Here is a 25,109-nt window from a genome sequence, read left to right on the forward strand (position 1 = left end):
GCCGTATCAGAAGTCAACCTTAAAGAATGACAATGCTGTTTGGTCTCTCTGCGTTTTCTGCGCGGCTAATAATCTTTAACCCAAAAGCTGCGAAAGGTCCTCTGCGGAAACGGCAGTTCATGTTGGATGACACCGTCGCGCACCTGTTTGCCGTCGTCGCTTAGGATTTGAATTTGCTTTAAACCCATTTCTGGATAAATGACGAGGGCCTCGGGATGATAGCGGTTCAGGTGATTTATCTTCAGGCGTTTGGGGGAAGAGCTGCGCCCGTCCCAGAGATAAAGATGAAACGGAAAGCCACCGTCGTACGGCCCCGCGATAATGACAAAAACCCCATTATAAAATGCAATGTCGCGTATCCCCAGCCCATCGAGGTCCAGCAGAATCGCGTCGCCTAACCGTGCCCGTTCGCCCTCGATAACCCGGTTCGGATTCAACAAAGGAATGAGCAACGCCTTTCCATCCGGAACCGGGTTGCGAAAACCAATGAGCAGGCGCCCCTCCGCTGTCCCGGAAAGCCCTTCGATATTCAGGGCATCCCGTTCTTTTGGAATTCTCAAGGCGGCCGCGGCAAAATGAAAGCGGTCAAAGCGGGAATCGTTGATCAAATCATCCAGGAGCGATTTGTAGGGTTTGCCGGCGGGAGTAAGGGTCACCTGATCGCCGGCGACCTGGATGTCTGTTGCAAATAACCGGCAACGGTTTGTCCGTTCTTTGCCGGAACGATTGCGCCCATGTGACCCAATCCAAAAGGCACGGTCCCCAAGACGCGCGCCGGCCTCGAGGTCGGCTTCGGGGAATCTGCCGGTGACTTCGAGGAAAGCATTGCAATCGAATTCCTTCAGCGGCGGGCCGGGTTGGTCGCTGCGATAAAGCCGCAGAGTGTTGTCTTCATCATCTGCGGCAACAAACAGATTGGAACTAACCGCCACAGCCCCGGAGGCATCCGCCATCCCGCTGTACTGCATCGGCCTGATCAGGTGGTACCTCTCTCCTGCCGCGGCGGGGAGCCACAGCCCCAGGAAAAGCAGCCACCATGTTCGCACGGGCGCACTTTGACTGCTCCATCCTTAGAACACAAGAACATCAAACGACATCAAACGACTGACTGCAGTCAGGTTCTGCTTTCAAGCCAAGGCCGCTTATGCTAGACAGGACATTCTCTTAATAATGAAAAATATAATGATAGCGGCCATGGCAACGGCGCTGACAGTGCTGCTCCCGCTGCCGCTCCAAGCCGAGACAGGGGCCGATTCCATCCAATGCATCAAGTCCGCCACGTTCCTGGCGCCGCCTCAGGCCCTGGGGGTCCGTCAATACGCACCCGACCGCGAGCCGCAGATCATCCACCTGGCATTGGATGTAACACCCGATTTCCACGAGCGCTCGATCGAGGCGACCGCGACGATTCGTTTCAAAGCCATCGCCCAACCGCTCCAGCAGGTGAAACTGGACAGCGTCGGCCTGGACGTCCACTCGGTGACCGCGACGATCGGCGTGCTGGCCTGGCATTTAACGGAGGACAAGTTGATTGTGATTTTTACAAAAGCATTGCCGGCCGATACCGAGGCCTCGATGACCGTGGCGTATTCCGCCCATCCCGAGCAGGGCCTGTACTTCCGCACGCCCGAAATGGGATACAAACCAGGCGACACCCACTTGTTTTCGCAAGGAGAAGAGATAGAGGCGCGCCATTGGTATCCGTGCATGGATTCGCCCAACCAGCGGCTGACTTCGGAAATCACTTGCCGCGTCCCCGAGGGGATGACGGCCATTTCCAATGGCCGGCTGGTTTCCCAAAGCAAAGACCCGGCAACCGGGTTGAACGTGATTCATTGGTCACAGGAAAAGTCTCACTCGAACTACCTGATTTCATTGGTCGCAGGCTATTTCAAGGAACTCGATGACAAGTACGGCAATGTGCCTCTTGCCTTTTTTACGCCCCCCTCCGAATTCAACGAAGCGCGCAATTCCTTTCATGGAACAAAGGACATCATGGAGTTCTACAACAGGGAAATCGGCGTGCCGTTTCCGTGGGACAAATACGACCAGGTTTGCGTCAATGATTTCGTGGCCGGCGGCATGGAGAACACCAGCGCCACGACCCTGACGGACCGGACATTATTCACCGATGCGACGGAGAATATCCGCTCGAGCGAGTCTCTGATAGCGCATGAGATGGCCCACCAATGGTTCGGGGACCTGGTCACCTGCAAGGATTGGAGCCACATCTGGCTGAATGAGGGCTTTGCCACCTTTTATGAGACGTTGTACAACGGCCATAAACATGGACGCGACGCGATGCTCTATGAGTTGTTCCAGCGGGCGCGGCAAATCACCGGGACCACGAATGATTCGAGGGCTATCGTGCGGCGCAATTACAATCAACCGGGCGAGATGTTCGATTATCTGGCCTATCCCAAAGCAGCCTGGGTGCTCCACATGCTCCGGTGCCAACTGGGCGAGGGCCTGTACCGCCGCTGCATCAAAACCTACCTCCGGCGTCACCAATACGGCAATGTTGTCACCGATGACCTTCGGTCAGTGATCGAGGAACTCTCGGGCCGGTCCTTCGACCAGTTCTTCGATCAATGGCTCTATCACGGGCGCCAGCCTGAGCTGGAAATCAACTATGACTGGGATGACCTGACGAAGCTGGCCAAAATCTCCATTCGCCAGGTCCAGGAAATCAATTCGGATGTCCTCCTGTTCAATTTCCCGCTGACAATTCGCTTTAAGAGCAGCTTCGGGACCTCCAATGCTCCCATCGAGGTTACCAAAAAGCAGGAGGACTTTTACTTCCCTTTAAGTGCGGCGCCTGAACTGGTGCGGGTGGACCCTGAATACACGCTGCTGGCCAGGATTCAATTCACGGTGCCCAGACCAATGCTCTACGCGCAATTAGCCGATAAAGAGGATGTGATAGGCCGCTTGCTCGCCATCGAACAATTTTCAACCAAAACCGATAAGGGTGTTATCGCCAAGCTCCAGGAGACGCTCAACCACGATGGCTTTTATGGGGTGCGCATCGAGGCCGCCCGCGCGCTGCGCTCCATCCACACCGATGAAGCCCTCAATGCCCTGCTCGCCTCCACGCTCCAGCCCGACGCGCGCGTCCGCGAATGGGTCGCATCGGCTATTGACGGATTCTACGACCAGAAGGCCTATGACTTCGCCCGCCAACGGTTAAGCGAGGAAAAAAATCCAGTCATCCTCTCGCAAGATATTCGCGGCATGGCAGGCTATAACAAACCCGAAGTCCGTGAAGCGGTGCTGAAGTTGCTGGACACGGGCTCATACCGCAACGAGTTGGCGGACGCTGCCATCAGCGCAGCGCGCCAGCAGGATGACCCGGCTTATATCCCGCCTTTGCTCGAAGCGCTGGCCAAGCAGGAATCGGCCTTCACCAGCCGCGGCTTTGGGCAAGGGCTTGCGGCGCTGGCCTGCCTGGCGCGCAACAATGATACAAAAGATAACGTGCGGCAGTTCCTTGCCGGCTATGTCAACGATAAGCGAAAGACCGTCCAACTGGCGGCCATTAATGCGCTGGGCACTTTAGGCGATCCGAAGGCCATCGCCCTCCTTGAGACCTTTACTTCGGCTCCCCAGACCACCCCCGAAGGCTCCGCCGCCGACCAGGCCATTGCCACCCTTCGGGCCGGGCGCAAACCGGTCGATGATTTCAAAAACCTGCGCAGGGAGGTGTTGGACCTGGAAAAAGCCAACCGGGACTTGCTCAAGAGAATTGAAGACTTAAACAAACGAGTGGAAGCAGAGTTAACCTCCCACCCGGCCAGACGGAGCCAAAAAGAGAAAGTTTCAAGCCCGAAATCTTCCGGGTGAATGTTAAGAGGCTGTTTGTAAAATCTGCGAAATATTGACTCGCCCGCCGACACCGGCTATGAGTCGCCCAGTTGCCCGTGTCTATCACCGTTTCCATTGTTGAAGATAATGAGCAGTTGCGCGCCACGCTCGCACGGGTGCTCGGGCGGGCTGAGGGGTTCAAATGCCTGACCCAATATCCCGACGCCGAATCGGCTCTCGAAGGCATCCCCAAGGAGCACCCGCAAGTAGTTCTGATGGACATCAACCTGCCCGGCATCAATGGCGTCGAATGCGTTCGCCGTCTTAAGGTTGTCACCCCGGAAACTCAGGTCGTCATGCTCACCGTTTACGAGGATACGGAAAACATCTTCAACGCTCTGGCGGCCGGGGCCGCCGGCTATCTGCTCAAGCGCACCAAGAGCGCTGAACTCATCGAGGCCATTCGCGAGGTTCAAAGGGGCGGTTCACCCATGACTACCCACATCGCCCGCAAGGTCACCCAGTCCTTCCAGCGGGCTGGCCCTTCCGCAAAACCGACCGAGAATCTTTCCGAGCGCGAACAGGAGGTCCTGGATTGTTTGAGCCAGGGGTTTTTATACAAGGAAATCGCTGAGAAACTGGGCATCAGTTACGAGACCGTTCATACCTATATCCGCCGCATTTACGAGAAGCTCCAGGTCCGGACCCGCACCGAAGCAGTGGCCAAGTTCCTGAAGCGGTGAGGAAAGGCTAGAAAAAAAAGGTCACACCCACCAGCCCCAGCACGGTGTTCAAACCCTGGTTGGGCTGGCTCAGCCCCGCGCAGGACAGGTGGAGGTATCGGCCTTCGAGGGTGAGCGCCATCTCATCGCCCACGAACCAGTGTACGCCCACTCCGCCTTGTAGATTAAACTCAAAGGTGTTGCTCAAATCCGGCGGCCCTATCCCGGTCGCCGTCAACCCGGCGCCCCCATCCAGGAAAGGCACGAATCGTGTTCCGGTGGCGAAGTTGTAGCGCAAGTGCGGCGTGAGCCCAAACAACCAATTGCTGTCTGGCGAGAACTGCGCTCCTCCAAATGCCTCAAGCCGAAGTTCCCAGTTGCCCCGATACCAGGCGCCCTTGCCCATGATGCGGCCAATCATGTGCCCGTAAGAAAGGCTCAAGAACGCTAAGTCATGGGCCTGAGCGCTGCCAAAAGCGGCGATACCAGCGCCCCCTGCGGCACTGATGCCTAATGTTTGTACTGCGGGGTCAAAACCATTACCAATACCTTCCGGCCAGATAGACGGGCCGGGAGCGTTGAAGGAAGCCGGGCCAGAACTTGTGGCCGGGAATGAAGGCTGGGGTTCAGCGCCAGGCGAGCAATGCACGATGAATGCCAACACGACGGCCAAACTGCTGGTCAACGCCCCTGAATCTCTCATCGTGATAATAACCCTGTTTCCCCTAACGTTCTGCTTGCTTCTGATTCGACTCTTACATCCGGTACCCTCCTTTACACCCAATCGCTCTTTAGTCAAATGACGCATCTTATCCATTCGCATTAATTACTTCCACGCGCGCTTGACGCTCAGGCGCTAAAGCCCCAAATTTTTGTGTCGGGCAGGTGTTCCTTTGTTAAGTCGAGAATTTATGAAAAGCGCAGATAATACCTTTGGCGCCTTGCAGTCATTCGATGCGGGCGGCGGGCAACAAGCCCTGTTTTATTCATTGCCGCATCTGGACCGGGCGGGGACAGGCCCGGTCTCGAGACTCCCGGTTTCAATCCGGCTCGTGCTGGAATCCGTGCTGCGCAATTGTGACGGCAGGCGCATCACCGAGCAAAATGTTCGGTCTTTGGCCAATTGGAAGGCCAAAGCCCCGCGCACCGAAGAAATCCCATTTGTGGTGGCCCGCATCGTATTGCAGGATTTTACCGGTGTTCCATTGTTGGTGGACCTGGCAGCGATGCGCTCGGCCGTTGCCCGGCTGAATAAGAATCCCAAACTCATCGAACCCCTGGTGCCGGTGGACCTCGTTGTGGACCATTCTGTCCAGGTCGATTTCTACGGCTCGCCAGAGGCATTGCGCCGTAATCTGGATATGGAATTCCAACGTAATCGTGAGCGTTATCAGTTTCTCAAATGGGGCATGCAGGCCTTCGATACCTTCAAGGTAGTGCCGCCCGGTATCGGCATCGTCCACCAGGTGAACCTGGAGTATCTCGCCAAGGGTGTTCTTTCTTCTCAGGTGTCTGTCAATTCCGCAGCTTCGGAGCTGTTCTATCCCGACACTTTGGTTGGCACCGATTCGCACACCACAATGATTAATGGTCTGGGCATCGTCGGCTGGGGCGTTGGGGGAATCGAAGCGGAGGCGGGCATGTTGGGCCAGCCGGTCTATTTTTTAACCCCTGACGTGGTGGGTGTGCATCTGACCGGCTCGCTTCGCGAAGGGGTGACGGCGACCGACCTGGCCTTGACGGTCACCCAGATGCTGCGCAAAGCGAAGGTGGTCGGAAAATTCGTCGAGTTTTACGGACCGGGGGCGGCTGCGCTTCCAGTGGTTGATCGGGCAACCATTGCAAACATGGCCCCCGAATACGGTGCTACGATGGGCTTCTTCCCCATTGATGGGGAATGCGTCGCCTACCTCGTGGCCACAGGCCGCACCCAAGAACTCTGCCGCGCTTACGAGAATTACTATCGCGCGCAGGGCCTTTTCGGAATGCCGCAGAAGGGGCAGCTTGAGTATTCTGTGGACCTGGAGCTGGACTTGGCGAGCGTGGTTCCCAGCGTCGCGGGGCCCAAACGCCCGCAGGACCGTATCGAGTTGCCAAACCTGCGCAACGAATTCGTTTCCGCTTTTGCGCGGCCCTTGAGCGAAAACGGTTTTGGCAAAACCTCAGCGGACCTGGCAAAGTCCTTTTCAGTTAAACTGGATGACGGCTTCGCTTCGGGGGGCGGCAGCCAGGAACCGGTCGCAGGCCAAAAGGCGCGAACCAGCAATACCAATCCGCTCACCGAATTGGAGATGGCCAATAACCGCCCGACCCCCGATACACTTGCCGGGGGAGCTCCGAAATGCGAGGGAGAAATCCACCATGGGAGCGTGTTAATCGCCGCCATCACCAGTTGTACAAATACAAGTAACCCCTCCGTGATGTTGGCGGCTGGGTTGCTGGCCAAAAAGGCGGTCGAACGCGGCTTGATGGTGAACCCGCTCATCAAAACCTCTCTGGCCCCTGGTTCGAGGGTTGTCACCGATTATCTCGCCAAAACCGGCCTCCAGCCTTACCTGGATAAGCTTGGGTTTAATCTGGTGGGTTACGGTTGCACCACCTGCATCGGCAACTCCGGCCCATTGCCCGCACCCGTCGATGAGGCCATCGGCAAATACGATCTGGTTGCCGCTTCTGTTTTGTCGGGCAACCGCAATTTCGAGGCGCGCGTGCATCAAAGCATTAAAGCCAATTTCCTGATGTCTCCCCCATTGGTGGTAGCGTTTGCTTTGGCGGGCCGGGTCGATATCGACCTGAGCCGCCAACCGTTGGGGAAAGGAAAGGACGGGCGCGAGGTCTATTTAAAAGACATCTGGCCTACTCTGCAGGAAGTTCGTGACCTGCTCCAATCCGCTTTGAAACCGGAAGTGTTTCGGCAGCTTTATCACGATTTCGCCGCCCAAAATCCCAAATGGAACGAAATCCCCTCCCGCTCCGGAGACGTTTACCCCTGGGAAGCGGACAGCACCTATATCCAGGAGCCGCCTTTCTTCAAGGAGTTCAACCTGCAACCGGGCCAGATGCTCGAGATTAAGGGCGCCCGCGCTTTGGGCATTTTTAGCGATAGTGTCACTACCGATCATATTTCCCCCGCCGGCAGCATCAAAAAGACTTCCCCCGCTGGCCAGTACCTGCTCGAAAAGGGAGTCGGCTTCGCAGATTTCAACAGCTACGGTTCACGGCGCGGCAACGACCGTGTCATGACCCGCGGCACTTTCGCTAATGTGCGGATTAAGAATCTAATGGTCCCCGGCACTGAGGGTGGTGTCACCAAATGCTACGCCAAAACCGGGCGCTTTGCCTCAGACCAGGTCGTTCCCATTTTTGATGCCGCCATGGCCTACCAGCAGGAGGGCACTCCCCTCATCATCCTGGCCGGACAGGAATACGGCACCGGTAGCTCGCGCGATTGGGCCGCCAAAGGGACCGCATTGCTTGGGGTCAAAGCAGTCGTCGCCCAAAGTTTCGAGCGGATTCATCGGTCGAACCTGGTTGGCATGGGGGTGTTGCCGCTCCAATTCAAGGAGGGCATTAACGCGCAAGGCCTTCATCTCGATGGCACCGAGACCTATGACGTCCTGGGCTTGGGGCACGGACTCAAGCCGCAGCAGGACCTTCAACTGCGCATCACACGCGCTGGAGGACAGGCCCAGACCATCCCGGTCACGTGCCGAATTGATACCCCCATCGAAATCGATTACTACCAGCATGGCGGCATTTTGCCTTACGTCCTGCGCCAATTGATTGCAGCGCAGAGCCCGGGCGCCAAACGGTGAAGGACCGCCCATCGCGCGCAGAACCCCGAGCTCCCAGGGCGGTGAGCGCTATGACGGCGGACCTGCTCCGCTTTGCTGAGCGCGTGATTGCGCGAGCCGACCGCGAGCACCCGGCCGATGCGGTGCTGCGCCAGGACCTCAAGGGCCAGCGCTTTTTGCCCGCTCAATCCACCGCCCAGGTCAGCCATGCGGTCTTCGCTTTTTACCGATGGCTGCGATGGCTGGACCCACACCAGCCGCTCACCAGTCAAATCGAGCACGCCTTGAGTCTCGCTGAACGGTTCCAGAATCAGCCGGCAAGCTTTACGGACGCCGAGCTGGTCGCTCTGGCGGTGCCGGAATGGTTGGCTGATTACATGACCATTACGCCCGCCTGGGCGCGCGCCCTGCAAACCGCCCCCAGGCTCTGGTTGCGCGCTCGGCCAGCCCAGGGCATCGCCTTGTGCAAAAGCCTCGGCCAATGCCGCCCTTTCGGTGACGGGCCGCTCGCCGATACCCTGGAATACCAAGGAGACCGGGACTTGTTTCTTATCCCTGAATTTCACACCGGAAAATTCGAACTCCAAGACCTCAGTTCCCAAGCCGTTGGTCTCCTCTGCGCTCCGCAGCCGGGTGAAACCTGGTGGGATGCCTGCGCAGGAGAAGGGGGTAAAACGTTGCACCTTTCCGATCTTATGCAGAACCGGGGATTAATCTGGGCGACTGACAAGGCGCCGTGGCGATTGCAGCGGCTCAAGCGCCGGGCCGCACGGGCAGGGGTTTTTAATTATCGGGCCGCCCTCTGGTCTCAGACCGCGCGGTTGCCAACCAAAACCAAATTCGATGGCGTCCTCATCGACGCGCCTTGCTCCGGCACAGGCACCTGGCATCGCAACCCGCATGCCCGCTGGACAACTACTCCCAGCGACCTTCAAGAACTCGCTCTCTTGCAGGAAGAACTTCTCTGCTCTGCCGCTGCTGTTCTAAAACCCCGCGGCAAGTTTATCTATGCCGTTTGCTCCTTAACTCGGCCTGAAACGGCGGATGTGGCCGCAAAATTTGAAAAGGAATGTCCAGCCTTTGCACCGTTTGAAATCCGTAATCCCCTGGACCCCGGTCTCCCAGCGGCGGCTCAATGGTATTTCAAGCCCGAACGGTTCGGAGGGAACGGTATGTTCGTCGCCGCTTGGACACGGACGCAGCGCCAAGGAAAGTATATTTGAAACACAGACACTGAGAAACCGAATATGCCAATGTGTGCAACTGGTACTTTAGCGGCTGTGCGGCGCCTGATCCCTAAACGAACGTTCCTTCGATTCACCGCAATGCGCCGCCTCTTTTTGCGGTCGGACGCCTGGATAAATCCTGCCCGATGGGCCATGATGTTCTTAGCACTCATATCCTTGCTGCTGACTTCTCAGGTGGCCTCTGTGAGCGCGGCCGCTTCATCCGAGGTGGCAGTGGCCTCACCGGAGTACTGCTCAGAAGTGAAAGGAGACACCACCGTCACCCTTGATGCGCCAGGCTTCAAGAGCCTCACAGTCAAATGCTGGAAGCAAGGCAGCGGCTTTGGGTCCGATGCCACGGTTGCTATTGTGGTCCTGGATGAAAAGGGCCATGGCTCGTTCGTGTTTCCCGCCGGCCAGTATCCTCATGGCCCCGTCACGGTGAGAATCAGCGGCCAGAATAGCACCGCCCAGGATAACTGCTATCTTCAGCTTTATAATAAGGGCGGCGTTTCCTGGAACGAGGGGTTGCCCAAGGAGCCGCCACCGGCGGCAAAAGGCATGGCCCTGGTCTTTGCTGACGATTTTGATCGACCACTCTCTATTTCGAGCACAGACAGGAAGGCCACCTACTATGATCACAAGCCCCCGGGCGGCTGGCAGGATTTCAGCAAGCACACCTTCTCCAGCTACGATTCACCTAAAAATCCCTTTGCGCAGGTCGATTCCTATCTCCGCATCCGGGCTAGCGATAAATTGCACAGCGCCGGCTTGATTTCCTCAATGAAGAACGACGCCAGCGGCATTACGGCCAGGGCCCCATGCTATTTCGAATGCCGGTTCATTGGTCCCAATGCCATCGGCACCTGGCCGGCCTTTTGGCTGCTGACGGACTATATGACCGAGCAGGTCAAAGGTAAGAAAGTTCCATGCGACGAGTTGGATATCATCGAGGCCTATGGAGGCGAAGGTCCTCACGAGCCAAACGCTTTCGACGCCTACATGATTTCTCCTCACGCCTGGGACCAGGGAGAGCCCGGCAAGGCCCTTGAAAGAAAGGCCTTCGAGGCGATGCACAATCCGATTCGCATGCGCAAGTTCGGCATTCCCTCGACCTGGTTCGAGACATTCCATCTCTACGGCTGCAAGGTTACCGAGACGGACACCATCTACTATTGCGATAATATCGAAGTGGGGAGACACCTAACGCTGCCGCTCTCCAAAGAAAATCCATTCTTCTTTTTGATCAATCTCGCGACCGGTGGCGGTTGGCCGGTTGATTTGTCGCGCTATCATGGCCTTGCCGATATGTACCTTGACTATGTTCGGGTTTATCAACAAAGGAATTGATGGCTTCTGACTGACTGCGGCTCTGGCACGGTAAATCAGGCCTGACTTGTTGCGCCGGCAGCTTGAAAGCCATGTGGCCTGAAAAGACCTTGCGCCGGCGCGGGGCAGGGGTAGGTTCGGCTCATGCATGCGACTACCCCTGCAAGCCCCGAAGGTCGTTTCCCTTGTGTAGTGGCGGTCGTTCTGCTCGCCCTCAGGACATTCAACGCTGAAGGCCAGGGACTTTCCGGACCTACCTCGGACACGTACAGCAATCTGGCTGCGACGGCTTTGCTCCAGCGCGCACAAAAAGTTTCCCGAGCCCTGACGGGCAGCGGGTTTTTGCCGGAAGAGTCCTTCGCCAATGCTTCGGTCATGCTAGAGGGAGAATCCACCCATCCTTCGGCGCGAGTCCAGGCGAGCTGTTGCGAATATGAATTTCGCCAAGGCCTGCTGCAAACGATTCGTCGCAGGGATCTGTTCGAGGATAAAGGCCCGGCCAGCCTGATCCTGCGTCACCTGACAAACGAGGTCCTGACACTAACGGTGGCAGGCGCGACCAACCGCGCTCTCGAGGTGCTGCGTCTGCTTTCTTACCCGGCAAACCGGATTCAGCAGGTTTATCGGTTCAATGTCCATGATGACATGATGGATGCGTATCCAGTGCGAAACGGAGGCCGCAATTTCCCCAGGGACCTGCACTTTTATGGTGAACTGATCTCGCGAAAGAAGATCAAGTTAATGGTAGGACTAGGACCGATTGACTCAACGATTTTGGAAACGCCAGGTCGGACGCGCCCGGAAACTCAAATCAACTTTCTCGCTACAACCGGCCAACTGCTCGAAGCTTGGTGGTTGCCAGACTCTGATACAATGGCTCGAATTGGAATGTCCGGCCCTGAACCGATTACGATCAGGCAGGCGGCAGATTTCGCGCCTCCAGTTTTTGTCTCGGCCACGCGAAGGCTCTCCGACGGGGAGGTGACCGCTACAAGGATTCAAGCGGCAGGACTCGTCCGCGACGCCTGGAAGGATTTGCAACAGAAACTGGGGACCAATCGGCCCCAATGTATCCTTATCTGCGATAATCTCAATGACCCGACCGCCGTAGCGAATTCAATGAAGGAGATAGCGCGGGATATTCCGTGGGCAGGGGTCTCCCATTTGTTCCGGCTCGATTTGCCATTTGAACCAGCGCAAGTGGAACGTCTGGCCCAAGGAAGGCGCGGTCTCCGCCTTATGGCTATTTGCGGCACTGGGGACATACGATTGGAGGTGCTGTCCGGCCTCGACGCAGTCCCACCCGCGCGAGAGGAGGACCTCGCAACGCCGGAAGGACAGCAAGAGTGGAAACAGGTTTACGAGCAGGAGCGTCAGCGCCTCGCGCCGAGCATTGGTGAGTTGATCCATCGGCTGCGTCTGCCTGAGGCTTTACCCGATCATGCGCTTTTTCTTCTGCAGGCGAAGGTTACATGGCCGTCAAGCGACATAATACCCCAACTATTGCAGTCAACCTTGCCTGACAAAGCTCAGGTAATTTCGGTCATGGGGTCAGGTGATTACTCACGTATTGGTGAGGGTTTTACGTATTTCAATGGCAAAGTGCTCACAAATGCCATGGCCGTCCTGAGCCTGAGTGGCTTTCTCCCGTTGCAGCAGGACATCCTGCACCTAATGGCGCTTCGGTTGGCCAGTTTCACCAACTCTCCAAACTATAATCCGGATAAGTTGAGCCTGTTGCGGTCAAGGTCCCCGAGGCGAATCGTTAGTCCCGAAATTGTTAATCCCGTTCGTCAATTGGCCTATGCCTTCGGGCCACATCCACTGGAAGAATTGGTGGAGTTCCTTGGCTTGAGCGAAATCAAGATGCTGCGGGGCTCTGACAAGCTGGAGGTTTTTGAAATCAGGCCGGACCCGTTCGATTCCTCGTCAAAGCCAGGAATTTCCATGATCGAAGGTTACGAATTGGTTACGCGCGGCGACACACTTGATGAAGAATCTGCGCACGAGTTTACATCAGCTCTTCTGACGGACAAAAACGGTATCGGTGTGGCGAGCAGTTGTGAATGGCAACCGGTCATTGTTTTCCGCGCCTGGCGAGCAAAGGAATACGCGAGCCTGATCGTATGCTTTGAATGTAACGAGGCAGCTTTTAAGTTTTACGACGGATCGGGAAAACTAATCCATCAGACTCATCCATTCCTTTTCTCGGAACGTCTGGAGCTGCTTCGGCTCGCTCGTCAGGCATTGCCGAATAGCGCCGCTCTGAGGAAGGTCAGGTGATCCTTCGAGCGTCGAGCTTTCCTTTACTTCTCTTTCCCGGCGCAGCGGTAAAGATCGTCGGCAGTGCCGATGGCGCTGTCTTCCCAGGCCTTGTTTGGCCCAGCCGAGCGGATCAACACCTCGTCATTGGAGAAATACACGCGCAGCGGGGTTCCCCAGGGATCGACGATTTCGCCCTTGTCATTGAGGTCAGCGCGGCGGACGGCCAGGATGAGCACCTTCCTCTCCGTCTGGCCCAGGAGCGCTTTGGTGATTTGGGCATTGTTGCCGGTGGGGTAACTGCCGGTGAACTCCCGGTACTGCTGAATTCCCAGAATCAGGGTGTCACAGTCAGCGTTGAATTTGGCTACTTTTGCATCCGCGCGTTTGAGTGTCCAACCCTTAGCCACCCACAGGACACCCGCGACGCCCAGGACAACCAGCATAATCGTGATGAGTCGCTTCATAATGTCATTCGTTAATCATTTATTGAGCGTTTTTAAACGCTGTAAGGCTGGTGTAGCAGGTGGAGTGCCGCTGCTGGCACGGATGATCAGTTCGGCTGCCAGCCGCTTGGCTTCGGGCCGCCCTCCACGGAGCAATTGGACCATGGAATCGACCCCAGCCGATCCCAGTCGGTGTTTGGGCTGGCTGACGGTAGTCAGGGGGACCTGGAAGTATTCGCTGAGCATGGTGTTTCCGAAGCCGGTAATGGAGATGTCCTGGGGTATCTTAATGCCTTGCTTTAGAAGAACCTCTGCAAAACCCGCCGCCACAAGATCGTTGACTGCCTGGATAGCTGTCGCCTCGCAACCCTCGTGGATCATTTGGTGCGCCGCCTGAGCCCCATCTTCCATTGTGCGCCCGGCATGAAAAACCAACCTGTCCTCGACATCCCTTCCGGCCTCCCGCAGCGCGCGGCGGTAGCCCTCGAAACGCTCCTGTGACCATGGATTGGAAGGCGGCCCGGCGAGAAAGGCGATTCGTTTGTGTCCGAGCTGTATGAGGTGCCGGCTGACGTTGTAACCGGCGTGAAGGTCGTCGGTTTCAACATTCACAAACGAGGCGCAGAACGGCGCCGTATGACCCAAAATGACGGTGGGCACCTTGCGAGCCAGCAACTCCTGATATATCCGGGCTTCGCTGCCAATCCGATAGACAGGCGAGATAAACAGGCCATCGACGCGCCTGGAAAGGAACCGGCGAATGCAAGCCTCCTCGCGCTCGGGAAGATTCAGGGTGTACGCCAGGATGACATCATAGCCCAGGTCGTAGGCGCGCTCTTGAATGGCGAGGATAATCCTCGAGAAAATTGGATTGGCCAGCGAGGGAATGATGAGCCCAAAGAGCTTTGTGGTCCGGGTGCGCAGGCCCTGAGCGCTGGAATCGGGCACATACCCCATTTCCTCGGCCACCAGCTTTATCTTGTTCTTGGTCGGCGTCGAGACATCGGGCTCATCGCGCAAGGCCTTCGAGACGGTCATCAATGAAACCCCAACTCGCTGCGCTATGTCTTTAAGCCGGACCATATGTTTTCAGAGGGTGGCTCCACGCCAGTGCAATTTGCGCCGCAGCGTGTCGGCGAACGAGGTCCCCGCCAGGTGCACCAATCGGACGCTGTGCCGGCTGCGGCTGATGGTTAGCAGATCGTCCGCACGCAGTTTACTGACTACCCGGCCATCGGCGCTGAGGATGGTTGCGGGTTTTCGGCTGATAACCATCACTTCGATCTTAGCCGTTAGTGGCAGGATCAAAGACCGGTTCGATAACGTGTGGGGGCAGATCGGCGTAATCTCCAGCACGTCTGCGGTTGGAAAAACAACCGCCCCGCCCGCCGCCAGAGAGTAAGCAGTGGACCCCGTAGGCGAACAAATAATGAGTCCGTCACACCTGTACCGGGTGAGCGGGGCTCCATCGACCCGGACATCCAGCTCGATCAGGCGCGACGTGATGCCGCGGCTGATCACGATATCGTTGAGCGCCGTTTGGGCAACCCACCGTTTGTGACAGCGCCCTTGGGCCTCGAGCAGCAGCCGGTCTTCAAAAGTGAATTCGTTGTTCCAAACCCGGTCCAGTGCCTGGCCCAGCTCGTTGGAAGGAGTGGCCGTGAGAAAACCCAGGCTCCCGATGTTGACCCCTAGAATGGGCGTTTGCGACCCGGCGATCTCGCGCGCTGCTCTCAGCATCGTCCCGTCGCCGCCGAAGACGAGCAACAGGTCCACTTTGCGGGTCAGCGCTGCAACATCCGGGCAGAGCTTGGCGTCGATTCCGGCCCACCGGGCGGTAATCGGCTCGCTATAGACCTTCCGCCCGGCAGCCTCGATGAGCCGGGCGGCCTCGGCGACCACTCCAGCGCCTGAAACCTTTTCGCTGTTGCCCAGCAGCCCCACGCGCTTGATGCTATCAGCCAGTTTTTTCAATCAGTGCCAGAAATTCCTTATTGCCGGCCGGGCCTGTTATGGGCGATTCAACCGCGCCCCGCCAAAGCAGGCCCGATTGAGCGGAAACGAAATCCTGCAACTCGCGCAGGACCCGCTCATGAATGGCCGGGTCGCGAATCACACCCGCCCCGCGGTCGGCCTCGGCTTTGCCGGCCTCGAACTGCGGTTTGATGAGTGCGACGATTCTAGCGGAGGGTGGCAACAAAGCAACTACAGGCGGGATGATTTTACGCAAGGAGATGAATGAGCAATCCATGACCGCCAGGGTGGCAGGAGTCCAGGAGCCGGGGAAACTGGCGAGAGTCAGCTCACGGGCGTTTGTTTTTTCCATCACCACGACTCGAGGGTCATGGCGCAATTTCCAAGCCAGTTGGCCCCGGCCCACGTCGATGGCGTACACCTTGATTGCGCCGCGCTGAAGCAGGCAATCTGTAAAACCGCCTGTCGAGGCTCCCACATCCAGGGCCGTTGTCCCTTTCACATCAATCCCGAAATAGTCCAGCGCGCGTTCGAGTTTGTAGCCCCCGCGGCTGACAAACTTTTCGGGCGCCTCCAGTTCAAGCCGGTCCTGTGGGGACACCAGCGCGCTGGCTTTGCCGGCTGTTTGGCCGTTGATTCGCACCTCTCCTGCCAAAATGGCGCGCCCGGCCTTTTCGCGGCTTTCGCAGAGTCCGCGCTCCATCAGGGCCTGGTCCAGCCTGAGTTTCATTTCCGTTACTGAGGACACACGCGGCAGAACTCCGAACCGGAATCACGTGTTCTGTGTCTATTGCGCGCCCCAGGTATAGCGCTTTCATCCCGAGGTAAAAGGAAAACCCGCAGCCGGAACCTGCTCCGGGCTGCGGGCCGAAATAAGCGGTGTGACCGCGGAAGCTACTTTTCGAGGTCGATTTTGGTGACCGTTAACTCGCGCTTGCCATCCACCCGTTTAACCGTGCCGGTCGCGGTTACCTTTTTGGGTTCCTGGCATACGTTTTCGTGGAACGCTTTGGCCATGTCATTGGCGACCAGGTAATAGGTAATGGTTTTGCCGTTCTTGCCTTCGGTCTGGATGACCGTCTGGCATTTGGTGGTTTCGTGCAACGCGCACTTGGCACACTTGGCAGTCCCCGAGATAGTGACTTCCTTGTCTTTAGCGAACGTTGGCGTGGCCAGGGCAAAAAGCATCAGGCCCGCAATACCCGTGAGAAGCATTTTTTTCATAATACACATTATTAATTTTGCTGACGATTTATGGACAATGTAGCCAAGTTTTTGTTCAACGCAAGGGCGCGGTGACGCTTTTCGGCGGAGCGCGCCGTCCCCGGGCGCATAGCAGTGAACTGGCTGTCCCGGAGGGACATCCGACAATAGCCCAACGCTACAGCGTTGGGTGTGGAGTTTGGAGATTTTCATAACGACCTGATCTCCTTTTGTCGGAAACTTTGTCGGAGACTTGTCAAAGCCCAACCTCGCTGAAGCTCAGAACCTGCTGAGCATGGCAACCACTCGGCTCAAGAGGCTCTCGGCCTTCAGCGCTCCCCGCGCCAAAGGGGAAGCGCCCTCTGGTAGAGGTCCAAATAAACCGCCGCTTTTACCGCCGATAAGGCAGCAAACCGCCGCGTAACCTTTGAACTTGTGATGCGTGAGCGATCAGCCGGGCTTGACCAAACCACTCGACAAAGTTTCCGACAAAGGAAGGCAAAACGCGCCTTGCTAAATGTCCAAGCTCCAGGGGACTCACGTCAATGCGACGATGTCAGCACCAGTACTTGCTCGAGAGTGGAAACACCATCGCGCGCCCGGTCCAGGGCGACCATGCGCAATGTGCGCATTCCCTGGCCGATGGCCACCTTGCCCAATTCCCTGGAATTGGCCCGCGCGATGATCAGCTTGCGGATGTCATCCGACACACTCATTGCTTCGATAATTGCCAAGCGCCCGCCATAGCCGGAGTTCTTGCAACGCTCGCACCCCCGGCCGCGGTAAAGAGTGGTGCCGTCAAAGATGCTCGGATCGATGAGCAGGTCCTGGTACATCTTGGTCGGGTAGGTGACTGGCTCTTTGCAATGCGAGCAGATTCTGCGCATGAGCCGCTGGGCGCAGGCCAGGATGACCGAAGAAGAAATCAGGAATGGCGCGATGCCCATATCATCCAGGCGCGCGATGGCGCCGGGGGCGTCATTACAGTGCATCGTGCTGAGGACCTGGTGGCCTGTCAGCGCTGCCTCGACGGCGATTTCCGCCGTCTCGGTATCGCGGATTTCACCGATCATGATGATGTCCGGGTCCTGGCGCAAGATCGAGCGCAACGCGTTGGCAAAGGTGAGCCCAATTTCCTTTTTGACTGGCACCTGGTTGATGCCGGCGAGCTGGAATTCGACCGGGTCCTCGACCGTGATGATGTTGTAGATCGGGTTATTGAGCTCATTGAGGGCCGAGTAGAGAGTCGTGGTTTTGCCGGAGCCAGTGGGGCCGGTCACCAGGATCAACCCGTGCGGCGCGTCCACGGCCGCCTTGAACTGGGCGAAGGTGTCGGAATCCAGGCCGAGCTTGTCAATGCTGGCTGAGAGGTTGGATTTATCGAGCAACCGCAGCACGATCTTCTCGCCATGTACAGTTGGCATGATCGAGACGCGCAAATCATAATCTTTGCCCCCAACCCGAATCCGCATGCGCCCGTCCTGGGGGAGCCGGCGCTCGGCGATATCGAGGCTGCTCATGATCTTGAAACGGGAGGCCAGCGCTAATTGCATTGTCTTGGGCGGCGCCGTGGCATCCATCAGTACACCGTCAATGCGGTACCTCAAGCGCAGGCCCTTCTCGAAGGGCTCGATATGGATGTCGCTGGCGCGGTCTTTGACCGCTTGGACCAGAATGAGGTTGGCCAGTTTGATGACGGGGGCCTCTTCGCTCGATGCGGCCAACTGGTCCAGGTTTACTTCCTCGGCGACGCCCACGTTGCTCGAGACCTCGATCTTCTCGTCTTCTTCCTCCTTCTCGGCGTTTTGGACGCTCTCCTTGATGATGTCTTCCATGCTGCCACTCTTGGTGGCATCGATGCCGTTGAGCTTATCCAGAATCGCTTTCTCAGAGGCTATGAGCGGCCCAACTTCCAGCTTGGTAATCCGGCGGACATCATCAATGGCCAGCACGTTGAGCGGGTCGGCCATGGCCAGAAATACTTTGCCATCGAGTCGTGAGACCGGGACGACTTTATAATTATAGGCCACCTCTCGAGGGAGCAACTCGGCGATTTCGTGCGGGATGCTGATGCGGGCCAGGTTAATCGGGGGGACATTGAGCACCCGGCCCATCGAGATCGCCATATCCTGCTCGCTGACGTATGCCTTCTCCAAAAGGAGTTTGAGCAGGCGGGTCCCTTCCTTCTTCTGCTGCTCCAGCAATTCCTCGACCTGCTGGGCGCTTAGCAGGCCGTCCTCGACCAGCACGTCAGCGATCCGTTCTCCGAATGTCTTGACAGGTGGCATGGCTTAGCGGAATGCCTTGTGGATGTTTTTGACCAGTTCGGACGGCGGCACCAAATACCACAGCAGGCGCTGTCCGGAAGCGGCGGCCAGCTCCTTGCCGGCCTGCTGGTTGAATGGATTGGCTGTGGCAACCAGGATGGATTTGCTCATGCGGTCAAAGGGCAGCACGCACCATCGCTGGCACGTAACGGCTGGAAATGTGCGGGCCAAATCCATGTCCATGTCATAGAAATTGAGCGGCAAGTAGGCGAAGCGCGATTTGTCGGACAATAATTTCAAGGATTTTTCCACAGGCAAAATGTCCTTGTCCGCCAGGACCTGGATGAAAGGCTCGACCACGGCGCGCGGGGGTTCAAGCAAATCGGGTTGAGGCCAGCACAGGTCGAAATCGCCTGCGGCAATGGTTTTGGTATCGACGAACAGCTTGTGCATCGCGCGGCGGCCATCCTCGATTTCAACGGCCGAAGCAGGAACCAGTTTGCTGGCCGGCTTGGTCATTGTAATGGTATCGCCGTTGCGCCGGGCCATGGTCGAGGTGTCGGGCGGAATTTCCAGGGGAAAACTGCTGGCCTTGCTTTCGATTTCCTGCAGGGCTTTCTGCACATCCGGATCGTCGGGATAGCGTTGGAGGATAGTTTCGTACTCGAGGATGGCCGAAGAAAGCTGGCCCATCTGAACGTAGGCTTGGGCAATGCGCTTAGACGTTCCCACGACCTCCGGTTCACGCCCCAGCTTCGAATAGGCCTCCTTCAGAATTTCCAAAGATTGATAGTCCTGCGGCTGCGACTGAGTGATGACTTCAAACATCTCAATCGTCTGCGCCAGTTGGGCTTCTTCACCTGGACTCAATGTGCTGGTCATGCGACTTTGTTTCCCGAGAACCGCGCCGGTTTTGCCTAACCCGGCTTACGCGGCTTCTGGGGCATTTTTCGTATAGCAAACTTCCCGCCAGTTCACCAGCGGGCGGCACTCAACTCTATGGCATTGAGCTCCGGCCCGCATTTGGAACGGCATAACTGCCTGAGAACAGCAGCAGTTGTGCCGTTATCACGTGGTTTGGCTTTAAACTCGTCAAACTCAAGCAAAGGCACACTGGCCTTCAGCAGGCTGCAACGCCTCAGCCGCCGGATTATTGGCTTCCTCCCAGACAGTCTGCCCAGATTTTACACTGCGGCAGTTGCTTTCCGCTGGGAACCTGCCAATCCTAATCTGTTTCTGGAAGGCCCCGAATAGCCCGAGGCCGCTCTCCAGGACGGGGTTACAAGTGCAACAACTGGTTCCTTTGATGGTCCCTGCCCCGGGCGATTCCTGGCAACGGTTTGTCGGGGACCGGCTCCGAATCACCCTGCGCGACCGTGAGGGACGCAGCCCATCCGAGGGTTGGCAGGCATTCCTGCGCACGAATCTGGGACGCGCAGAGCACTTGCGCCGCGAAATCCTTCAAGCCCACACGCGTGGGTTGCCCTTGGCAGGGGAATCCTGGCGCGACATTCCCATGAAGCGGGATGAGGCGGGCTGGGCACTGGAAATGCCGCTGGCCGAGGTGGGCTTTTTTAAAGCAAAAGCATACCTGCTCGACCCGGCAGGCTGGCAGCATTGGCCGGAAGGGCCTGATTTTCGCATCTCTGTCCATCCCGACCGCTATCGAACCGCCAATATCCTTTATTGCGCGTTTCCGCGAATGTTTGGCCGGACAAAAGCCCTCGCCAGCACCCACAACGAAAATCAGGAACGGGTGCTGGGCCCACTGGACGAAAGCGGTTATACCGTCATTCCTCCGTCTGGGAAACTACGGGATGTCATCGAACAGTTGCCGCATATCTTTGAGACACTCGGTTGCAGCATCCTGCAATTGCTCCCGGTTAATCCCGTACCGACGACTTACGCGCGGTTTGGGCGATTTGGGAGCCCTTATGCGGCCCTGGACTTGACTGCTATTGACCCGGCGCTGGTGGTGTTCGATCGGCGCACCACGGGCATCGACCAGTTCCGCGAACTGACCTATGCGGCCCATCTTCACGGCGGGCGGGTATTTTTGGATATCGTCATCAACCATACCGGGTGGGGGTCGCTCCTGCAGGAGCGGCATCCGGAATGGTTCCTGCGCTCGGCCAATGGAACGTTCGTCAGCCCGGGAGCGTGGGGCGTAACCTGGGAAGACCTCATCGAGCTGGAACACCAGAACGTCGCGCTTTGGGATGAGTTGGCGCAGGTGTTTATTACCTGGTGCCGCCGGGGTGTCGATGGGTTCCGATGCGATGCAGGCTATAAAGTGCCTGTGCCGGCCTGGCAGTATATCGTGGCCCGAGTGCAGCAGGAATATCCAGAGACCATCTTCCTGCTCGAAGGCCTGGGCGGGGCCTGGGAAACCACTGAAGCCTTGCTGAGCGAAGGAGGGATGCAGTGGGCGTATTCCGAGCTGTTTCAGAATTATTCCGGCGCGCAGGTGGCCTCGTATCTGGAGCACAGCATCAAGCAGAGCGGGCGTGCCGGCCTCCTGGTTCATTTCAGCGAAACTCACGATAACGATCGGCTGGCTGCGCGGGGCCGCGCCTGGTCTCTTTTGCGCAACCGGCTGTGCGCCCTGGCGAGCGCCAGCGGCGGGTTTGGATTCACCTGCGGAGTCGAATGGCTGGCCACCGAGAAAATCAATGTCCACGCCAGCACGGGCATGAATTGGGCTCACCCGGAGAACCTCGTGCCGGAATTGGCCAAGCTCAGCCGCCTGCTTTCCGAGCATCCTTGCTTCTTCGACGGCGCGCGCATTACCCGGTTGAGCAGCCTTGATTCACCCGTGTGCGCGATGCTGCGCACATCCGAGGAAGGCAAGGATACCGTGCTGGTCGTGGTCAACAACGATGTGGAGCGCTCGCAACAATTTGCGTTGGGCACACTGACGTGCCTGTCGCCTGCACAGGAAGTATTCTTCAAGGCGACGGCACAGTGGGTGGACCTATTGGGAGGACCGTGGAATGGACTAGACACGGAGGGACCCCTCTCCCCTCCCGCTGCGACGACGCGACAGCGCGGCGAGTTGGAAGGGGAGAGGGAGAAGCATCGGCAGATTAAAGATGGCGCCGAGGCCAAACCGGTCTTGACCTTGCCGCCGGCAGCCGCCTACTGCCTGGCGGCGGCGCCCGTTCCCGCCGGTCTGAGCGGGGAGTCGTACCGCCGCGCCAGGGCGCGTGCTGCCTGGGCTTTGCAGGCCTTGGCATACCTGAAGCCGATCGAAGAATTGGGCGGCTTCGAGTGGACTGGCCTCGCTTCTCTGGTGGACCGCTCCCCTGCCCTGTTTCTAGGGGCTGTTTCCAGACTTTCAACCGCGCCTCTTTTAAACAGGGATTTGGCCCACCTGATGGACGAAGAGGGCTTCGCGCCGGTGGTGCAGTGGACAAGGCTTGATGCCCGGCGGGTGACGCCTGTGCCGCCGGGGCACTGGTTGCTGCTCGAAGATAACGCCCCATTCCGCGCCGCCCTCAACATCGAGGGGGAGCAAATTACAGAAAACCTTGAGTCTATTACAGCGGGGAAAAACCACATTGTTTGTTTCCCGCCGCGCCGTAAGGCGGCCAACGCAACCCTTCAGCTTGAACTCTACGGCGGACCAGACCGGCACATCGAGGCTGCGATTCGCTTCCTGGATGCCAAACCAATGTTGAAACCCGCCGCGCCGCGCAACAGCGATCTGGTCTTGCTGACAAATGGCCGGGGCGGCATGGGCCGTCTTCGGGTGGACCTGGGCAGGGTCCTTTCGAAATACGACTGCGTCCTGGGCGCCAACTTACATCCAAGCCTGCCCGTTGACCGGCATATCTTTGCCAAAAGAATTCGTGTTTGGGTCGATGCCGACGGCTTTATTTCTCCACTCGATTTCCGGAGCCTGGCCTCATTTGATCCCGGTCCGCCGGCTGTGTGGGATTTTGTCGCTCCTGCCGGCGACGGCAGGTCGCTTGAGATTCAAATGATGGCCGCCATGCCCGAGGGCCTTAATACAACCGTATTCCGCTTTCGCCGTCCCACAGAGGCTCAGGCGGCAGGCAAACAACTGCCGGCCCGCGCCGACGTGCGGCTGACAGTTCGGCTGGACATCGAGGACCGCAATTTTCATTGGGAGACCAGGCGCAACGGCGGCGGCGAATATCATTTCTCGACCCACACGCGCCCAATCGCCGCGTCGGTCCAGAATCCTGCAGATATTCACGGCGCCGGCTCCAAAATCCACTCAGGCTCCGATCCGGTAACTCTCGCCGGATTCGAGTTCGCCCCGGCCCCAGACCGCCGTTTGCGCGTTTTCGCCAGCAGCGGTTGCTATCATCCGCAGCCGGAGTGGAGCGAAAATATTCCTCATCCTATTGAACAAAGCAGGGGGCAAGTGGGCGCTGGAGACGCTTTCAGCCCAGGCTGGTTCGATCTGCCGATGGCCAAAGGCGCTGAGGTGGTACTGGTGGCCACGGCCGAAGCCCCTGACACGGACGCGGCATCGTTCAAAAAAAACGCGGCTGCTGCGGTCGGCTCAGGGACTCTACTGCAAGCCGGGGGCCAGGACCCATTCGCTGCCAAACTCCTCCGCGCCATCCGGGCATTCGTTGTGCGCCGCGGCGCCGGCAAGACGGTTATCGCCGGCTATCCCTGGTTTTTGGATTGGGGCCGCGACACTTTTATCTGTGCGCGCGGTTTGTTGGCGGCAGGTCTGGTCCAGGAGGTGGAACAGATCATCCTTACTTTCGCGCGCTTTGAACGGGATGGCACTTTGCCCAACACAATCTTTGGCGAAGACGCCTCGAATCGCGACACCTCCGATGCCCCGCTTTGGTTTGGCCTGGTGTGCGAAGAGGTTGCCCAGGCCTATGCCGCCTCGGGCTCAGGGGAGTCTGTCGAAATGTTCTATAACACCCGCGTGGATGAGAAGGGCCGCTCACTTCGCCAAGTGCTCGAGAGCATCGCCGATCATTACTCGCGCGGCACTCCCAATGGGATATGCATGGACCCTGATTCCGGGCTGATTTGGAGCCCGGCTCATTTCACCTGGATGGACACCAATTACCCAGCGGGCACCCCACGCGAGGGTTACCCGGTTGAAATCCAGGCGCTTTGGATTCGATTGCTCCGCCAAATCGCCCGCATCGGCGATTCTTCTGGCCGCGCAGCCGTTTCGCAAATTGCCGCGCGCGCGCAAAGCGCCTTGGAGAGCCGCTTCTGGCTCGAGGCGCAGGGCTTTTATTCCGACGTGCTGCCGGCCAGGCGCAGCCAACTGGCCGCACAAGCCAAGGCCGATGACGCCTTGCGCAGCAACAATCTGTTCCTGGTGAGCTTGGGCCTTGTGACAGGCCAGCGCGCCCGGCGCTGTGTCGAGGCTGCCCGCCGTTACTTGATTGTGCCCGGGGCCATGCGCTCGCTGGCGCCCCTGCCTGTTTCGGTTCCGCTGCCCATTTACAGCAACAACGGCCAGCTCCTCAATAATCCCCGCGAGCCTTATTGGGACCGCTACGAAGGCGATGAGGACACGCGGCGAAAACCTGCGTATCACAACGGCACGGCCTGGACCTGGACCTTGCCTGTCTTTTGCGAGGCGCTCGCGCGAGCCTGGGATTTTGCGGATGAACCTGTGGCCGCGGCCCGGGCCTACCTGGGAACCATGGCGGGCCTGATGGCCGAAGGCTGCCTGGGACAGATTCCGGAAGTCCTCGATGGCGACGCCCCTCATACGGCGCGGGGTTGCGATGCTCAGGCTTGGGCCGCGACCGAGGCTCTGCGGGTATGGAAGCTCTTGGGATAGCTTTTAGGACCCGTGCAAAATCAAGTCCTGAGATTTGAGTGAGCTAAGGCCGAGCGTGGAGCGTGGCAAGTGCTCCGAGGTTCCTAACGCTCTACGATCTGACACTCCACGCCGCAAAGACTCAGCAAATTCATCATGTGGGAAAACGCCCGAAGAGGGAATCTGTTCTTACAGAATCCCTTAGCCCAAGTTGAGGTCTTCCGGGTCACAAAGGAGGGGTTTTAAGGCATCCAAGCCGGGGTCTGGAGAGCCGCATCTGCCATGGGTTGCCTGAGTGGACCTTGC

At 58.0% G+C, this 25,109-nt stretch carries 16 protein-coding genes; 7 read left to right on the top strand and 9 right to left on the bottom strand.

The genetic code is table 11. From position 1 onward, the window contains the following. Window positions 1–65: 65 nt before the first annotated feature. Window positions 66–1,046, bottom strand: coding sequence for a DUF3616 domain-containing protein (locus tag VG146_19745; protein ID HEV2394591.1), 981 nt, complete (start codon window positions 1,044–1,046; stop codon window positions 66–68). 124 nt (window positions 1,047–1,170) lie between these two features. On the opposite strand from VG146_19745, the gene VG146_19750 reads away from it, so the two are divergent. Then, window positions 1,171–3,843, top strand: coding sequence for a M1 family metallopeptidase (locus VG146_19750; protein HEV2394592.1), 2,673 nt, complete (start codon window positions 1,171–1,173; stop codon window positions 3,841–3,843). A gap of 77 nt (window positions 3,844–3,920) precedes the next feature. Beyond that, window positions 3,921–4,547 carry a response regulator transcription factor gene (locus VG146_19755; protein HEV2394593.1) on the top strand — a complete coding sequence of 209 codons (627 nt, stop codon included), beginning with the start codon at window positions 3,921–3,923 and terminating at the stop codon, window positions 4,545–4,547. A gap of 7 nt (window positions 4,548–4,554) precedes the next feature. On the opposite strand, the gene VG146_19760 is transcribed toward VG146_19755, so the two are convergent. Further along, the gene (locus tag VG146_19760) at window positions 4,555–5,229 is read right to left on the bottom strand and encodes an acyloxyacyl hydrolase (GenBank protein ID HEV2394594.1); all 675 of its coding nucleotides are present in this window, start codon (window positions 5,227–5,229) and stop codon (window positions 4,555–4,557) included. Window positions 5,230–5,437: 208 nt separating this feature from the next. Here VG146_19760 and VG146_19765 point away from each other — a divergent pair, with 208 nt between their 5' ends. From VG146_19765 to VG146_19780, 4 genes are all read left to right on the top strand, one after another. Then, window positions 5,438–8,341, top strand: a complete 2,904-nt coding sequence (locus VG146_19765; protein HEV2394595.1) for an aconitate hydratase — start codon at window positions 5,438–5,440, stop codon at window positions 8,339–8,341. Between the two features lie 50 nt (window positions 8,342–8,391). Further along, entirely contained in the window at window positions 8,392–9,543 is a 1,152-nt protein-coding gene (locus VG146_19770; GenBank protein ID HEV2394596.1) for an RsmB/NOP family class I SAM-dependent RNA methyltransferase, read from the top strand. 156 nt (window positions 9,544–9,699) lie between these two features. Further along, a complete protein-coding gene (locus VG146_19775; GenBank protein ID HEV2394597.1) occupies window positions 9,700–10,896 on the top strand; it encodes a glycoside hydrolase family 16 protein in 1,197 nt (398 codons plus the stop codon). Between the two features lie 123 nt (window positions 10,897–11,019). Continuing rightward, window positions 11,020–13,158, top strand: coding sequence for a hypothetical protein (locus tag VG146_19780; GenBank protein ID HEV2394598.1), 2,139 nt, complete (start codon window positions 11,020–11,022; stop codon window positions 13,156–13,158). A gap of 23 nt (window positions 13,159–13,181) precedes the next feature. Here the strand turns inward: VG146_19780 and VG146_19785 are convergent, their stop codons facing one another. The 7 genes from VG146_19785 to VG146_19815 form a co-directional block, all read right to left on the bottom strand. Next, window positions 13,182–13,604: a hypothetical protein gene (locus VG146_19785; GenBank protein HEV2394599.1), complete on the bottom strand. Its 423-nt coding sequence runs from the start codon at window positions 13,602–13,604 to the stop codon at window positions 13,182–13,184. Between the two features lie 15 nt (window positions 13,605–13,619). Next, window positions 13,620–14,666 carry a LacI family DNA-binding transcriptional regulator gene (locus VG146_19790; protein ID HEV2394600.1) on the bottom strand — a complete coding sequence of 349 codons (1,047 nt, stop codon included), beginning with the start codon at window positions 14,664–14,666 and terminating at the stop codon, window positions 13,620–13,622. Window positions 14,667–14,672: 6 nt separating this feature from the next. After that, window positions 14,673–15,557 carry an NAD(+)/NADH kinase gene (locus tag VG146_19795; GenBank protein HEV2394601.1) on the bottom strand — a complete coding sequence of 295 codons (885 nt, stop codon included), beginning with the start codon at window positions 15,555–15,557 and terminating at the stop codon, window positions 14,673–14,675. Beyond that, complete coding sequence (locus tag VG146_19800; GenBank protein ID HEV2394602.1) at window positions 15,541–16,287, bottom strand: TlyA family RNA methyltransferase; 747 nt, start codon at window positions 16,285–16,287, stop codon at window positions 15,541–15,543. The genes VG146_19795 and VG146_19800 overlap by 17 nt, the downstream gene beginning before the upstream one ends. A gap of 164 nt (window positions 16,288–16,451) precedes the next feature. Continuing rightward, window positions 16,452–16,781, bottom strand: a complete 330-nt coding sequence (locus tag VG146_19805; protein ID HEV2394603.1) for a DUF6370 family protein — start codon at window positions 16,779–16,781, stop codon at window positions 16,452–16,454. A gap of 521 nt (window positions 16,782–17,302) precedes the next feature. After that, the gene (locus VG146_19810) at window positions 17,303–19,048 is read right to left on the bottom strand and encodes an ATPase, T2SS/T4P/T4SS family (GenBank protein ID HEV2394604.1); all 1,746 of its coding nucleotides are present in this window, start codon (window positions 19,046–19,048) and stop codon (window positions 17,303–17,305) included. Between the two features lie 3 nt (window positions 19,049–19,051). Then, window positions 19,052–19,909, bottom strand: coding sequence for a tetratricopeptide repeat protein (locus tag VG146_19815; protein ID HEV2394605.1), 858 nt, complete (start codon window positions 19,907–19,909; stop codon window positions 19,052–19,054). A 403-nt stretch (window positions 19,910–20,312) separates the two neighbouring features. Between VG146_19815 and VG146_19820 the strand changes: the two genes are divergently transcribed. Beyond that, entirely contained in the window at window positions 20,313–24,824 is a 4,512-nt protein-coding gene (locus VG146_19820; protein ID HEV2394606.1) for an amylo-alpha-1,6-glucosidase, read from the top strand. Window positions 24,825–25,109: the final 285 nt, after the last annotated feature.

This window comes from Verrucomicrobiia bacterium, assembly GCA_035946615.1.
Taxonomy (GTDB): Bacteria; Verrucomicrobiota; Verrucomicrobiia; order Limisphaerales; family UBA8199; genus DASYZB01.